The sequence below is a fragment of the Mycolicibacterium sp. MU0050 genome (assembly GCF_963378085.1).
Classification (GTDB): Bacteria; Actinomycetota; Actinomycetes; order Mycobacteriales; family Mycobacteriaceae; genus Mycobacterium; species Mycobacterium wendilense.
In genome coordinates, this window is the sequence record NZ_OY726395.1 from 2,783,178 (window position 1) to 2,797,416 (window position 14,239).

At 71.0% G+C, this 14,239-nt stretch carries 13 protein-coding genes; 2 read left to right on the forward strand and 11 right to left on the reverse strand.

Annotated elements, in window-relative coordinates:
* Positions 1 to 21: 21 nt before the first annotated feature.
* The 6 genes from R2K23_RS13045 to R2K23_RS13070 all read right to left on the reverse strand — a co-directional run bounded on the left by R2K23_RS13045 (position 22) and on the right by R2K23_RS13070 (position 6,295).
* Entirely contained in the window at positions 22 to 456 is a 435-nt protein-coding gene (locus R2K23_RS13045) for an A24 family peptidase (protein ID WP_316510022.1), read from the reverse strand.
* A 67-nt stretch (positions 457 to 523) separates the two neighbouring features.
* Positions 524 to 1,354, reverse strand: coding sequence for a shikimate dehydrogenase (locus tag R2K23_RS13050; protein WP_316510023.1), 831 nt, complete (start codon positions 1,352 to 1,354; stop codon positions 524 to 526).
* Positions 1,344 to 2,588 (reverse strand): endolytic transglycosylase MltG, encoded by a 1,245-nt coding sequence (gene mltG, locus R2K23_RS13055; RefSeq protein WP_316510024.1) that lies wholly within the window; start codon positions 2,586 to 2,588, stop codon positions 1,344 to 1,346. Before mltG ends, R2K23_RS13050 begins: the two co-directional genes overlap by 11 nt.
* Positions 2,581 to 3,096 carry a Holliday junction resolvase RuvX gene (ruvX, locus tag R2K23_RS13060; RefSeq protein ID WP_316510025.1) on the reverse strand — a complete coding sequence of 172 codons (516 nt, stop codon included), beginning with the start codon at positions 3,094 to 3,096 and terminating at the stop codon, positions 2,581 to 2,583. The genes mltG and ruvX overlap by 8 nt, the downstream gene beginning before the upstream one ends.
* 3 nt (positions 3,097 to 3,099) lie before the next feature.
* Complete coding sequence (gene alaS, locus R2K23_RS13065) at positions 3,100 to 5,802, reverse strand: alanine--tRNA ligase (RefSeq protein ID WP_316510026.1); 2,703 nt, start codon at positions 5,800 to 5,802, stop codon at positions 3,100 to 3,102.
* A gap of 91 nt (positions 5,803 to 5,893) precedes the next feature.
* Positions 5,894 to 6,295: a secondary thiamine-phosphate synthase enzyme YjbQ gene (locus tag R2K23_RS13070; RefSeq protein WP_316510027.1), complete on the reverse strand. Its 402-nt coding sequence runs from the start codon at positions 6,293 to 6,295 to the stop codon at positions 5,894 to 5,896.
* 93 nt (positions 6,296 to 6,388) lie between these two features.
* On the opposite strand from R2K23_RS13070, the gene R2K23_RS13075 reads away from it, so the two are divergent.
* Entirely contained in the window at positions 6,389 to 6,679 is a 291-nt protein-coding gene (locus R2K23_RS13075) for a GlsB/YeaQ/YmgE family stress response membrane protein (protein ID WP_316510028.1), read from the forward strand.
* Here R2K23_RS13075 and R2K23_RS13080 read toward each other — a convergent pair.
* The gene (locus tag R2K23_RS13080) at positions 6,676 to 8,037 is read right to left on the reverse strand and encodes a replication-associated recombination protein A (RefSeq protein ID WP_316510029.1); all 1,362 of its coding nucleotides are present in this window, start codon (positions 8,035 to 8,037) and stop codon (positions 6,676 to 6,678) included. The genes R2K23_RS13075 and R2K23_RS13080 overlap by 4 nt on opposite strands.
* 121 nt (positions 8,038 to 8,158) lie before the next feature.
* On the opposite strand from R2K23_RS13080, the gene R2K23_RS13085 reads away from it, so the two are divergent.
* The gene (locus tag R2K23_RS13085) at positions 8,159 to 8,749 is read left to right on the forward strand and encodes a hypothetical protein (protein ID WP_316510030.1); all 591 of its coding nucleotides are present in this window, start codon (positions 8,159 to 8,161) and stop codon (positions 8,747 to 8,749) included.
* A gap of 10 nt (positions 8,750 to 8,759) precedes the next feature.
* On the opposite strand, the gene R2K23_RS13090 is transcribed toward R2K23_RS13085, so the two are convergent.
* From R2K23_RS13090 to R2K23_RS13105, 4 genes are read right to left on the reverse strand one after another with little or no spacing between them, the layout of a single operon-like run.
* Positions 8,760 to 9,599, reverse strand: coding sequence for a DUF3097 domain-containing protein (locus tag R2K23_RS13090; RefSeq protein WP_316510031.1), 840 nt, complete (start codon positions 9,597 to 9,599; stop codon positions 8,760 to 8,762).
* A gap of 14 nt (positions 9,600 to 9,613) precedes the next feature.
* A complete protein-coding gene (locus tag R2K23_RS13095) occupies positions 9,614 to 10,678 on the reverse strand; it encodes a zinc-binding metallopeptidase family protein (protein ID WP_316510032.1) in 1,065 nt (354 codons plus the stop codon).
* Positions 10,671 to 11,567, reverse strand: coding sequence for a transglutaminase family protein (locus R2K23_RS13100; RefSeq protein WP_316510033.1), 897 nt, complete (start codon positions 11,565 to 11,567; stop codon positions 10,671 to 10,673). Before R2K23_RS13100 ends, R2K23_RS13095 begins: the two co-directional genes overlap by 8 nt.
* Positions 11,564 to 14,179, reverse strand: a complete 2,616-nt coding sequence (locus R2K23_RS13105; protein ID WP_316510034.1) for a circularly permuted type 2 ATP-grasp protein — start codon at positions 14,177 to 14,179, stop codon at positions 11,564 to 11,566. The genes R2K23_RS13100 and R2K23_RS13105 overlap by 4 nt, the downstream gene beginning before the upstream one ends.
* Between the last annotated feature and the right edge of the window lie 60 nt (positions 14,180 to 14,239).

Sequence of the window (14,239 nt, forward strand, 5' to 3'; positions counted from 1 at the left end):
GCCGCCGCAGACGTAATCGTGTCAGGTCACGCCGAGCACCGGGGCCAGCTGCACGGCGACGGCGGCCGCGCTGGCCGCGCACATCGCCGGGCCGTGCGGAACCCTGCGACGGCGGACGATCAACGCCCATCCGGCGGTCAGCAGCGGGGCGCCCAGGGCGGCGCAGGTCCACACCCCGGCGCCGAAGGCCCCCGTCAGGGCACCGAGCCCGAGCGCCAGCTTCACATCGCCGGCGCCGAGTCCGTCCGGGGTCAGCAGGTGCACCAGCAGGTAAGTACCGGCCAGCGCCAACGCCCCGGTCATCGCCGCCGGACCGGCGCCGCAGGCCGACGCCACGGCGACGACGGCGATCGCCCCGGGCAGGGTCAGCGCGTTGGGCAGCCGCTGCGCGGCCAGATCGCAGGCCGTCAACGCCCCCAGCCACAGCAGCGTCGCGCCGGCCAGCAGTGCGTGCATGGCGGCACGCTAACCGTCGCGCCGCGCCGCCCGTGTGCCGTCCGGGACCGGCCTGTGGACAACTCCGTCAGGCCAGCGCGGCGGCCATCTGGGCACGCGGCGCCGGGCGCCCCGTGAACTGCTCCACCTGGGAGTAGGCCTGATGCAGCAGCATCTGCAGCCCGCTGACGACGGTGCCCCCGGCAGCCTCGACCACGGCCGCCAGCGGGGTGGGCCACGGGTCGTAGAGCGCGTCGAGCAACACCGGGACGGCAGCCAGCGCGGCGGCGCGCTCGCCCGCCACCTCGGCCGGCAGCGTGCTGACGGCCACCGCGGCCCCGTCGGCCGCCATGGTGAGGGCGTCATCGGTCAGCGGGCAGTGCCGCGCCGCCAGCCCGACCCGGGCGGCCACCGTCAGCAACTCGGCGGCCCGCTCGGCGTTGCGGGCGGCCACGACCACCTCCCCGAGCCCCAGCCGGGCCAGCGCCACCACGGCGGCCGGGGCGGTGCCGCCCGAGCCCAGCAGGATCGCGCGCCCACCCGAGCCCGACAGCACCGGTTCGAGTGCACCGACGACACCGTCGATGTCGGTGTTGTCGGCGCGCCAGCCTGCCTCGGTGCGCACCAGGGTGTTCGCCGAGCCGACCAGCGCGGCCCGCTCGGTGCGCTCGTCGGCGAACTGTAGCGCCGCGAACTTGCCGGGCATGGTCACCGACACCCCCACCCACTCGGGGCCGAATCCGCCGACCAGAACCGGCAATTGGGCCGCGGTGCACTCGATGCGCTCGTAGGTCCAGTTGCTGAGCCCGAGTGCGCGGTAGGCGGCCAGGTGCAACTGCGGCGAGCGGGAATGAGCGATGGGCGAACCCAGCACCGCGGCGCGGCGGGCGGTCGGGTCCGTCGGCGCGCTAGCGGGCACTGTCGAGGACACCGTTGCGCCGGGCGATCTCGATACTCGCGAGGTGCTGCTGATATTCCCGGGTGAACAGCGTGGTGCCGGACATGTCGATGGTCACGAAGTACAGCCAGTCCCCCTCGGCGGGATGGACCGCGGCCTCGATCGCGGGCTGTCCGGGGGCGGCGATCGGGGTGGCCGGCAGTCCCTCCGAGGCATAGGTGTTCCACGGCGTGACGGTGGCGCGGTCGGCGTCGGTGGTCGCGATCTCCTGCCGGTCCAGCGAGTAGTTGACCGTCGAGTCGAACTCCAGTTTCTGCGGTTCGGCCAGCCGGTTGTAGATCACTCGCGCGACCTTCGGGAAGTCCTCCGGGGTGGACTCCTTCTGCACCAGGGACCCGACGACCAGGATGTCGTAGGGCGACATGTTCATCGCGGCGGCGGTCTCGAGCAGCCCGTCGCGGGTGTAGTAGTTGGTGCTGGTGTCGATCAGGTCGGCCAGGATCTCGGTGGGCGATGCCGACGGGTTCACGTTCCAGGTACCCGCCGCGATCAGCCCCTCGATGCGGCGGTGATCGTCGCCCATCGCGGCGACCCGTTCGAGCGCCCAGTCCGGGATCTTCAGCTCGGCCGCGGACGCGGTCGAGGCCGCCGCCTGCAGATCCGCGGCGGGGACACACTGCTGCTCGCCGTTGAGTTCCACGCAACTGGCGTTGGAGATCAGCGTGAAGATCCCGGCGGTCACCGCGTGGGTCTTGACGTCGGTGGTGTCGTCGAGTTGACGGCCCTCCGGGATGGTCATTTTGCCGACCCGGTTGGCCGGGTCGGCCAGCGCGTCCACCGCCAGGGCGGCCGGGCTCTCGGTGCGGACCAGGTAGAAGCCCGGGTGGATCGCGGCGATGGCCGGGTTCTCGGCGGCGGCGGTCACGAACGTCTTGGCGTTGGCGACCACGTTGGCGTCGACCAACGTCTGGGCCAGCGCGGTGGTCGTATCCCCCTCGTGCACCTCGATCACGACGTCGTCGATGCCTTCGCCGGTGAAATCGGTGGGCGCCCCGGTCATGCCGTGCCACAGCTTGGAACCGAGGAAGACGACCCCGATGGCCACCACGGTCAGGACCGCCACCGCGACGCCGGTCACCAGCCGCCGCCGGCGCTGATCACGCTCGGCCCGCACCCGTGCGGCCCGGGACAGCCGTCGCCGCGGCGGTCCGACGGCCAGGGGCTGGGCCCGCTGGGGTTCAGTGTCCTCAGTCATGCGACCTCTCCGGTGGGGATTCGTTCTGTACCGTACGTCGTTGGTCGAGCCAGCCCTGCAGGATCGCCACCGCCGCGGCCTGGTCCACGACGCTGCGCTGCCCCTTGGCGCGCACGCCGGCCTCCCGCAGGGAGCGCTGCGCCGACACCGTCGTCAGCCGCTCGTCGGCCATCCGCACCGGCACCGCCGGGAGACGCGCGGCCAACGCGTCGGCCACCGAGATCGCGTCGGCCGCCGAGGATCCGGCCCGGTCGGCCAAGGTGCGGGGCAGGCCGACGACGATCTCCACGACGTCGTACTCGTCGACCAGGGCCGCCAATCGGCGCACATGTTTGGCGGATTTGCGGGTGTCGCGCGGCACCGTTTCCACCGGCGTGGCGAGGATCCCGTCGGGATCGCTGACCGCCACACCGATCCGGACGGTGCCCACGTCGACCCCGAGTCGCCGCCCCCGTCCGGGGTCGTCAGCTCCGGGCCGGTCCGGTTGCCGGCTGAGATCGGGGTCCACGCACTAGGTCCGAGCGACTTCGCCGCGCAGCGCTTCGAGGGCGGTGTCGATGCCGCCCGGGTGCTTGCCGGAGCCCTGGGCCAGATCGACCTTGCCGCCGCCGCGGCCGTCGACGGCCGCGGCCAGGGTCTTCACCAGATCGTTGGCCCGCAGTCCGAGGTCCACCGCCGCCGGGTTGGCGGCCACCACGTAGGGCACGCTCGCGTTGTCGCCCTCGGCGATCAGGGCGACCACCGCCGGCTCGCTGCCCAGCGAACCGCGGATGTCGCCGACCAGTGAGCGAAGGTCGCCGGCCGTCATCCCGGCGGACATCCGCTGTGCCACCAGCCGCACCTTGCCGACGACCTCGGCACCGGCGGCCGCGTTCGCCGCCGCGGCGCGCGCCGTCGCCAACCGCATCCGCTCGAGCTCCCGCTCGGCGACCTTGAGCCGGTCGACGAGTTGGCTCACCCGGGCCGGCACCTCGTCCGACGGCACCTTCAACGACGACGCCAGGCCGGCGAGCAGGGCGCGTTCCTTGGCGAGGTGCTTGAACGAGTCCAGGCCGACGTAGGCCTCCACCCGGCGTACCCCGGAGCCCACCGAGGATTCACCGAGGATGGTCACCGGCCCGATCTGCGCCGAGTTGCGCACGTGGGTGCCGCCGCACAGCTCCAGCGAGAACGGTCCGCCGATCTCCACCACCCGGACCTCGTCGGGATACGACTCGCCGAACATCGCCATGGCCCCCATGGCCTTGGCCTTCTCCAGCTCGGTGTGGAAGGTGTGCACCTGGTGATCGGCCTCGACGGCCTCGTTGGTGACCAGTTCGATCTGGTTGCGCTGCTCTTCGGTCAGCGCGCCCTGCCAGTTGAAGTCGAACCGTAGATAGCCCGGACGGTTCAGCGATCCGGCCTGAACGGCGTTGGGGCCCAACACTTCCCGAAGCGCGGCATGCACCATGTGGGTGCCGGAGTGGCCCTGGGTGGCACCGTGGCGCCACTTCGGGTCCACCGCCACCGTGACGGTGTCGCCCTCGACGAACTCGCCCGACTCGACGTTCACGCTGTGCACGAACAGGGTCTTGGCGATCTTCTGGACATCGGTGACAGCAGCGCGCGCGGTTCCACCGTGCCCGGAGATGGCGCCGACGTCGGCGATCTGACCACCCGCCTCGGCGTACAGCGGGGTGCGGTCCACCACGATCTCGACGCGGTGCCCCGCCGCCGATTCCCCGTGCTCGCGGGCCTGGTGCGCGGCCACCGGAACCCGCTTGCCGTCCACGAAGATGCCGAGAATTCGTGCCTCGGACGTCAGTTCGTCGAAACCGGTGAATTCGGTCGGCCCGGCGTCGACCAGCTCACGGTAGGCGCTGAGGTCGGCGTGCGCGTGCTTACGCGCGGCGGCGTCGGCCTTGGCGCGGCGACGCTGCTCGGACATCAACTCACGGAATCCGAGCTCGTCGACGGACAGCCCGGCCTCGGCGGCCATCTCCAGGGTCAGGTCGATCGGGAACCCGTAGGTGTCGTGCAGGGTGAAGGCGTCGGTGCCGCTGAGCGTCGATTTGCCGGCCGACTTGGTGGCCGCGGCGGCGTCGTCGAACAGCCGGGAGCCGGCCGCCAGGGTGCGGTTGAACGCGGTCTCCTCGGCCACCGCGATCCGCTTGATGCGGTCGAAGTCGGACACCAACTCGGGGTAGGACGGCCCCATCGCGTCGCGCACGGTGACCATCAGCTCACCCATGATCGGGTCGTCGAGGCCCAGCAGCTTGGCGGCGCGGATGATGCGCCGCAGCAGCCGCCGCAACACATAACCCCGGCCCTCGTTGCCCGGCGTGACGCCGTCGCCGATGATGATCGCCGCGGTGCGGCTGTGGTCGGCGATGATCCGGTAGCGGACGTCATCGGCGTGGTTGCCGCTGCCGTAGCCGCGCGGGGCCCGGGCCGCGACCACGTCGATCACGGGACGCACCAGGTCGGTCTCGTAGACGTTGTCGACGCCCTGCAGCAGGCACGCGACCCGCTCGACGCCCATACCGGTGTCGATGTTCTTGCGCGGCAGCGGCCCGAGGATCTCGTAGTCGTCCTTGCTGGTGCCCTCGCCGCGCTCGTTCTGCATGAACACGAGGTTCCAGATCTCGATGTAGCGGTCCTCGTTGGCCTCGGGGCCACCCTCGACACCGTAGGCGGGGCCGCGGTCGTAGTAGATCTCCGACGACGGGCCGCACGGGCCGGGGATGCCCATCGACCAGTAGTTGTCCGCCATGCCGCGGCGCTGGATCCGCTCGGCCGGCAGGCCGGCGACCTCCTGCCACAGGCTGACGGCCTCATCGTCGTCGTAATAGACGGTGGCCCACAGCTTTTCCGGATCCAGTCCGTAACCGCCGTCCTCGACCGAGTTGGTGAGCAACGACCAGGCCAGTTCGATGGCGCCCTGCTTGAAGTAGTCGCCGAACGAGAAGTTGCCCGCCATCTGGAAGAACGTGTTGTGCCGGGTGGTGACGCCCACCTCGTCGATGTCCGGGGTTCGGATGCACTTCTGGACGCTGACGGCGGTGTCCCACGGCGGGGTGCGCTGGCCCAGGAAGTACGGCACGAACTGCACCATGCCGGCGTTGACGAACAGGAGGTTCGGATCGTCGAGGAGCACCGAGGCGCTCGGCACCTCGGTGTGGCCCGCCTTCACGAAATGATCGAGGAAACGCTTCCTGATCTCGTGTGTCTGCACGTCGCTACTTTCCTGTTCGCCCGGATGGTGACAGCGCTCCCCCGCACCGCGGTCACCTGAGTTGACCGTCCCACACTACCGGTCTCCCCGATCAGCCAGCCACGAAGCTCAGGCGCACCGATCGCTGCGGATTGTCCCTGTTCAGGTCCACCAGCACGACGCTCTGCCAGGTGCCCAGCAGCGCCCTGCCACCCTGCACCGGGATGGTGACCGACGGCGACACCAACCCCGGCAGCACGTGGTCGGCGCCGTGGCCGGGCGAACCGTGGGAATGCCGGTAACGGTCGTCGCGCGGCAGCAACCGCTCCAGCGCGTCGACGAGGTCGTGGTCCGAACCCGCGCCCGTTTCGATGATCGCGACCCCGGCCGTGGCATGCGGAACGAACACATTGCACAGCCCGTCGCCCCGCGCGGCGCAGAAATCCTCGACCGCGTCGGTGAGGTCGGCGATGCGCCGGTCGGAGGTGTCGACGTCGAGTACCGCAGTGTCCATCCGTTCAGCGTAGGCGGGGTTTGTCCGCCCCGGTGGCGGGGTATTTCGCTGTCACCAATCTCGTCCCCACCCCAACACCCGAGCGAGGTAGAAATGACCATCACCGGAGTCATCACCGCAATCCTGATCGGCGCGGTCGTCGGTGTGCTGGCCCGCCTGATCCTGCCCGGCAAGCAGCCGATCGGCATCCTGCTGACCGTCGTCGTCGGTATCGTCGCGGCGCTCGTCGGGACGTGGCTGGCACGGACCATGGGCATCGCGACCAACACCAGCGGAGTCGATTGGCTCGAACTGCTGGTCCAGTTGGTGGTCGCGGTCGCCGGCGTGGCCCTGACCGCGGCGCTGCTGGGACGGCGTCGCCGCGCGGGTCTGCTGCGGCGCTAACGCCGCGTCGCCCGGCGGATAATCGCCCGCAACCGCTCCACCCGGCCGCCGAGCTCGCGCTCGGCGCCCCGGGCGGTGGGGCGGTAATAGTCGGTCCCCACCAACTCGTCGGGCGGGTACTGCTGGGACGCAACACCATCCGGAGCGTCGTGGGAGTACCGGTAACCCTGCGCGTGGCCCAGCGCCGCCGCCCCCGAGTAGTGCCCGTCGCGCAGGTGCGCCGGTACCGACCCGGCCTTACCGGCCTTGATGTCGGCCATCGCCGCACCCAGGGCGGTGGTCACCGCGTTCGATTTCGGGGCGGTGGCCAGGTGCACGGTCGCGTGGGCGAGCGTCAGTTGCGCCTCGGGCATGCCGATCAGCTGCACCGTCTGCGCGGCGGCAACCGCCAGCGGCAGCGCCGAGGGGTCGGCCATGCCGACGTCCTCGCTGGCGAGGATCATCAGCCGGCGCGCGATGAAGCGGGGGTCCTCACCGGCGGTCAGCATCCGGGCCAGGTAGTGCAGCGCGGCGTCGACGTCGGAGCCACGCACCGACTTGATGAAGGCGCTGACGACGTCGTAGTGCTGGTCGCCGTCGCGGTCGTAGCGCACCGCCGCGCGGTCCAACGATTGTTCGACGATCTCGACGCTGACGGGTGTGTCCGCCGCCGCGGCGGTCTCGGCCGCCACCTCCAACGCGGTCAGCGCCCGCCGGGCGTCGCCGGCGGCCAACTGCACCAGCAGGGCCACCGCGTCGTCGTCGACCGCGACCTTGCCCGCCAGGCCGCGCTCGTCGGTCAGTGCGCGGCGCAGCACAGCCTCGATGCCGGCGGCGTCCAGCGGCTGCAACTGCAGGATCAGCGAACGCGACAACAGCGGCGCCACCACCGAGAACGACGGGTTCTCGGTGGTGGCGGCGACCAACAGGACGATGCGGTTCTCCACCGCGGCCAGCAGGGCGTCCTGCTGGGTCTTGGAGAACCGGTGCACCTCATCGATGAACAGCACGGTCTGTTCGCCGTACGCGGCCGCCCGGCGGGCGACGTCGATGACCGCGCGCACCTCCTTGACGCCGGCCGAAAGCGCCGATAGCGCCTCGAACCGCCGCCCGGTGGCCCCGGAGATCAGCGAGGCCAGCGTGGTCTTCCCGGTGCCGGGCGGGCCGTACAGGATGACCGAGGCCGCCCCGGAGCCGTCGACCAGGCGGCGCAGCGGCGAGCCCGGCTTGAGCAGGTGGTCCTGACCGACGACCTCGTCGAGCATGGCCGGGCGCATCCGCACCGCCAGCGGCGACCCGGGCCCCGCGACGGGCATCCCGGCACCGGGGCCGGGCTCGGCCGGCGCTTCTCCGGGCACATCGAACAAACCGTCGGACACGTCCTTGTGCTTACCACGGCGACGCGACAACTTCGACGCGGTGATTCACCGCGGCGCGTGACCCGAGCGCCCCCAGGTGATAAACCTGTGTGCACGTCACGCGAGAGTCGAGGAGCGCCACATGAGATTGCGACAGCGGATCGGCCTGACCGGCGCGGTCGCAGTGCTGGCCGCGCTGGGCACCGCCGCCCCGAGTCCGGCGGCGCCCTCGGTGGCCCCGCCGCCGGACGGCGAATACACCTACACCCAGCCCGGCAAGCCCAGCGCGCACTGGAGCATGCAGTCCGTCTGCGCGCAGGCCAGCGGCACCCGGGCGCAACCCGACTATTCCGATCCGCACATCCAGACGTTGGGCTGTGTGCTCAACGTGACCAGCACGACGGATCGCCCCGCCGACGCCGAACAGAAGCTGCTCAACATCGGTGGGCGGGCTCGACTGTCCAACGGCCTGTGGGCCTTCGAGTACTCCCCCATGGACGGTCAGGTCTGCCCCGACGGCAGCACCGCGAAGCTGCAGCAGAAGTTCGAGTTCAGCGAGGTCACGCTGACCGGCACCCGCACCACCCTGTGGGGCGACGAGTGCGGCGGTCCGCCGGGGATGGCCAAGGAGCCGTTCACGCTGACATTCCTGGCACCGCTGGAGCCCCCGGTGGTCGAGCGGTTCCCCATGGACTGCAACTACCTGGCGGGCCGGCCCAGCATCTGCTCCTAGCGCCCGGGTGCTAGGCCGGGGCGGTCACGAAGTCGATGAGTTCCTCGACCCGCCCGATCAGAGCGGGGTCCAGGTCGTTCCAGTCGCGCACCTTGGAGCGGATGTGCTGCCAGGCGCGGGCGATGTCGGCCTGGGTCCGGTGTGGTAGCCCCAGCGCCGCACAGATGCCGTGCTTCCACTCGACGTTGCGCGGAATCGTCGGCCACCGTTCGAGTCCCAGTCGGGCGGGTTTCACCGCCTGCCAGATGTCCACGTACGGGTGGCCGACGACCAGCGTGTGCGGGCCACCCGGCCCGCGGGCCACCGCGGCCGCGATGCGCTCCTCCTTGGACCCGGCGACGAGGTGGTCGACCAGCACGCCGAGGCGGCGACCGGGTCCGGGCGCGAAGTCGGCCACGATGGCGGCCAGGTCGTCGATGCCGCCGAGATACTCGACGACCACGCCCTCGATGCGCAGGTCGTCACCCCACACCTGTTCGACCAGTTCGGCGTCGTGGCGGCCCTCCACGTAGATCCGGCTGTGCAGGGCGACCCGGGCGCGGGCGCCGGGCACGGCCACCGATCCGGAGGCGGTGCGGGTCGGCGCGGCGGGTGTCGCCCGGCGGGGCGGGGTCAGGATCACCGGCGCACCGTCGATGAGATAGCCGGGGCCGACGGGGAATCCGCGGACCTTGCCGTGCCGGTCCTCCAGGTCCATCCGCCCGTACTCGACCCGCACGACCGCACCCACATAGCCGGTGGCGGCGTCCTCGACCACCAGCCCCAATTCCACCGGGCGCTCGGTGGCGCGCACCCGGGTGCGCTGATGGGGGTTGCTGGCCAACACGTCCTTGCCGTAGCGGTCATTCACGCAGGCGATCCTAGTCAACCGCCGACGGCGGCCCGTTTCGCCGGATCGGAGGTCACCTCGTCGACCACCTGATGGATGAACCGCATCTTCTCCAGCACCGCGTTGGGCAACACGAAGGGGTAGAGGTCGTCGCGGCCCATCGACCGGTTCACCATGTTCAGCGCCCACGCCAGCGGTAGCCACATCTCGACGATCACGTCGAACCCGCTGGGGCCCAACGCTCTTCGGTCGAAGGTGGCACCGGCGGAGGCAAAGCCGAACGCGGCGGCGGTATCCAGCGTGTCGCGGACGTGCAGATAGTGGGCGAAGGTCTCGGCCCAGTCCTCGGCCGGGTGCATGGTGGCGTAGGACGAGACGTGTTCGTCGTCCCAGTGCGGCGGCGGTCCCTGTTCGTAATGCCGGTCCAACGCCGCCTGATAGTCGGCGTCGGGGTCGCCGAACAACTCCCGGAACCTCGCCAGATAGTCCGGCGCGGGGCCGATCAGTCGGTAGAAGTAGTAGTGGCCGATCTCGTGCCGGAAATGCCCCAGCAGGGTGCGGTACGGCTCGTCCATGGACACCCGCAGCCGCTCGCGATGCACGTCGTCGCCCTCGGCGAGGTCCAGGGTGATCACGCCGTTGTGGTGTCCGGTGAACACCTTTTCGTGCTCGCTGGACAACAGGTCGAAGGCCAGGCCGTACTCGGGATCGGTGTGGCGGTCGACGATCGGTAGCTTGAGCTCGGCCAGTTCGGCGACCAGCCGGCGCTTGGCCGCCTCGGCGGCGGCGAACGCCGGCAACGCGGGGTCCCCGTCGGCGGGCCGCGTCCGGGTCAACCGGCACGACGCACACAGCTGCTGATTGTCGCCGCTGCCGGGTTGCAGCTTCACCAGCCAATTGCATTCGGCCAGATGCATATTGGCGCACAGCCGGTATTCGTCGGCGTCGACTGCGCCGTCGTGTTCACTGGCGGGGCCCGAGGCGATCACCAACAGCGTCGCGTCCTGCAGCGAGAACCCGACGGCACTGCCGCACGCCAGGCACACCGAGTTCTCGAAGGTGAGATGTTGCCCGCAGTTGGGGCAGCGGAAATCACGCATGCCGGCCCTCCAGGGTCACCGGCACAACATCCACGGACACGTCGATGGCGCTGTGCTCGGAGTCGGTGTAGATGATGCCGCGCAAGGGCGGGATATCGGCGTAGTCGCGGCCGGTGCCCACCACGATGTAGCGCTCGTCGACCAACTGCTCGTTGGTCGGATCCAGCCCGAGCCACTGGTTTTCCCGCGTCCACACGGCGGCCCAGGCGTGCGTTGCGTCCGCTCCCACCATGCGCTCCTTTCCCGGCGGTGGATCGGTGGCCAGGTAGCCCGAAACGTAACTGGCTGCCAACCCGTTGGCCCGCAGACACGCGATCGCCAGCCGCGCGAAGTCCTGACATACCCCCTCGCGGGCCGCCAAAACCTCCGCGACGCCGGTGGAGACCGTGGTGGACCCCGAACGGTAGGTGAAGTCGGCGAAGATGCGCCGGTTCAGATCGCCCAGCACCTCGACCAGCGGCCGGCCGGGAACGAAACTCGGTGCGGCGTAGTCCCGCACGGCGTCGGTGATCTCCGGGGGCTGCAGGTCCAGGGTGAACTCGACCGCGCGCACGCCCTCGGCGCCGACGGGCCGGGCGATCTCCCACGGCGCGACCGCCGAGCCCGCGCCGTACCGTTCGGGAGTCGGCGGATCCACCTCGACCTCCGAGATCCCCGTGACCGTCAACGTCCGGTGCGGCGTGGTGACATGGAAGTAGGAGCTGGTGTTGCCGTAGGCGTCCGGGCTGACCGAACGGTCCGCGGCCGCCGGGTCGATGCGCAGTTCGTGGCGCAGACACCGTTGCCCGTCGAGGTCGCGCGGGGTCAGGAAGCCACGGCCATAGGAGCTGGTGACGACGTCGGAATAGCGGTACACCGTCTCGTGGGTGATCCGGTAGCGCCGGGTCATGGCATCTGCCGCCGCTGGTCAGGCCCCCACAGCGGCTGCATGCCGCCCGGCAGCGACAGGTGGGTGGCGGCGATGAGGTCGGACAACTCCCGCAGCCCCGCCAGCACGCCGTCGAGCAATCCCCGCAGCCCGACCAGGACGCCGTGCTCGTCCGCGCGCTCGAGTTCCTCCGGGGCCATGCGGCGCAGCCGGGCGTTGAGCTCGTCGACCAGGCGCTCGGCGCGCGTGGATCCCGTCGCGCCGGGCAGGGCGCGCAGGCGGGTCCGGAGCAGTTCGAGCTGGTAGACCAGCGAACGGGGGTTGCCGGCGTCGAACAGCAGCAGGTCGGCGACCGCGGCCACGCTGACCTTGCCGAGATTGCGACGCCGGTAGATCACCGCGGACTCGCAGGCCGTCAGCACCGATTCGGTGATGACCCGGGCCGCCTCCCGCCCGCGCTCGGTGGTCATGGTGGCGCGCAGGAGGCCCGCCAGCGCCAGCCCCCGTTCGATGCGTTTGCCGATGTCCATCATGGTCCAGCCGGCGTCCTGCACCATCGACTCGGCCGCCACCCCGGACAGCGCCAGCATGCCGGCCAGGGTGCGGGCGTGCGCGGCGGCCATCTTGGTGTCGGCGAGGCTGTGGGTTTCCGGTGCGGCGGTGGGCAATTCGAGCACGGCGTGGTCGACGGCGGCGAGCACCATCCAGGTGTCGTTGGACAGTTGGTCGCGCACGCTGCGGGCGGCCAGGCCGAGCCGCTCCACCGATTGCGCCAGCGAGCCGGGCCGGTCCCGGTCGGCGGTCAGCGACCACAGGGTGCTCGGCGCGGTGGCGATCATCTCGGTGGCGTCGGCGGCGCCGTCGTCGGCGCCGGTCAGCTCGCCGAGCGCCGTCAGCAGCACCGGTACGCACTCGCTGGCCTCGGTGTACTGGCGGTGCCGGTATTCGTGATACCGCTCTCGGGTGACGGTCAGCAACCGGGCCATGGCCTCGGCCCGTTCGGCGTACCGGCCGCTCCAGAACAGATCGGACAGCACGCGCGGTGAACTCACCGCGCCGAGTTCGGCGACGCCCACCGAGATCATCGTCGGCGCCGCGGCCGGCTGTTCGGCGGCCGCCGACGCCGAGGGCAGAACCCAGATATCCTTGGCCGCACCAACATTGAGACGATGGCCGACGCCGTTGGGGGCCACCACATATCCGAGGCCACCGATCATCGGCGCGTACCCGCCGCGCTGCGACACGGTGAACAGCCGCATCGCGACATTCGCCGGCACCAGGCGCCCCGGCCCGACCGTCGGCGCCGACGAGTATTGCGGCAGTTCCTGTCCGATCCACTGCCACGGGGCCGCGGCGATCCGCGCGGACAGCTCCGCAAGCTGTGCGCTGCTCAATTCGGGCCCGACGTGATCGGGGCCACCGACGGTCGAGCGGATCAGCAGCGAGCCCAGCCGGGACAGCAGATGCGACCGTTCGGTGTCGATCCCGCCCCAGTAGGTGGCGACCGTCGGCAGCATTGGGGCCTCCCCGATCAGCAGTTCGGCGAGCTGCGGCAGAAAGCGCAGCAGGGCCGGGCTTTCCAGGATGCCGCTGCCCAGCGTGTTGACCACCGTCACCGCACCCCGGCGCTGGGCCTCGACCAGTCCGACCACACCGAGCCGGGAGTCCGGTCGCAGGTCCAGCGGATCGGAGTAGGCGGCGTCGACCCGGCGCAGCACCACGTCCACGCGCTGGAAGGTGCCCAGCGAGCGCATCCAGAGCTTGCCGCCGCGGACCACCAGGTCCGCGCTCTCGACCAGCGGGAACCCGAGCGCCGAGGCGAGGTAGGCCTGGTCGAACGCGGTCTCGGAGTGGATGCCGGGACTGAGCACCACCACCGCCGGGTCCTCGGCCGCCTCGGGCGCCGCCTCGATCAGCGCCGAGCGCAGCGTCTGGGCGAACTGCGAGACCGCGCGGGGGGCGAGCTGCTCGTAGAGTTCGGAGATCGCGGAGGCGACCACGCGGCGGTCCGCCATGGCATAACCCGCGCCGGACGGCGCCTGGGCCCAGTCGGCGTTGACGACGAACCCGTCCCCGCCCCGGCTGACGTCGCAACCGTGCAGGAACAGTTGATGCCGGCCGGGGACCTCGATGCCGTGGGCCGCGCGCAGGTAGCCGGGATGACCGAAAACCAAGGCGGGCGGCAGGATTCCACTCGTCAGCGACAACTTCGGGCCGTACAGGTCGGTCAGGACCGCGTCGAGCAACCGGGATCGCTGGACCAACCCGGCCTCCAGGGCTTGCCAGTCCTCGGCGGTGAGCAGCAGTGGGATCGGGTCCAGCCGCCAGGGCGCGGGCACTCCGGTGGGGCGGGTGTAGGTGATGCCGTCGTTGTCGACCAGGGTGCGGACCTCGTCGCGAAGCCGGTCGAGCCCCGACAGTCCGCGCCGCGCCAGCGCCTCCGCCAGATCGGTCCAGGCCGGCCGGACGTTACCCGCGGCATCGACGAACTCGTCGTACCCGAGACCGGGGCCGCCGCGCGGATCGAACAGCGCCGCCTGCGCGCGGCCGGTGCGATACCGGGTCAGCAGCCCGTCGACGTCAAGGCGGGTGAACTCTGCACGGGAGGGGGCGGCCGACGAAGGGACCGGCAAGCTGCACCTCCTCGGATCGGTGGGCACGCAGCCAGCGCGCCCGAACCATTCTGTCGCAAG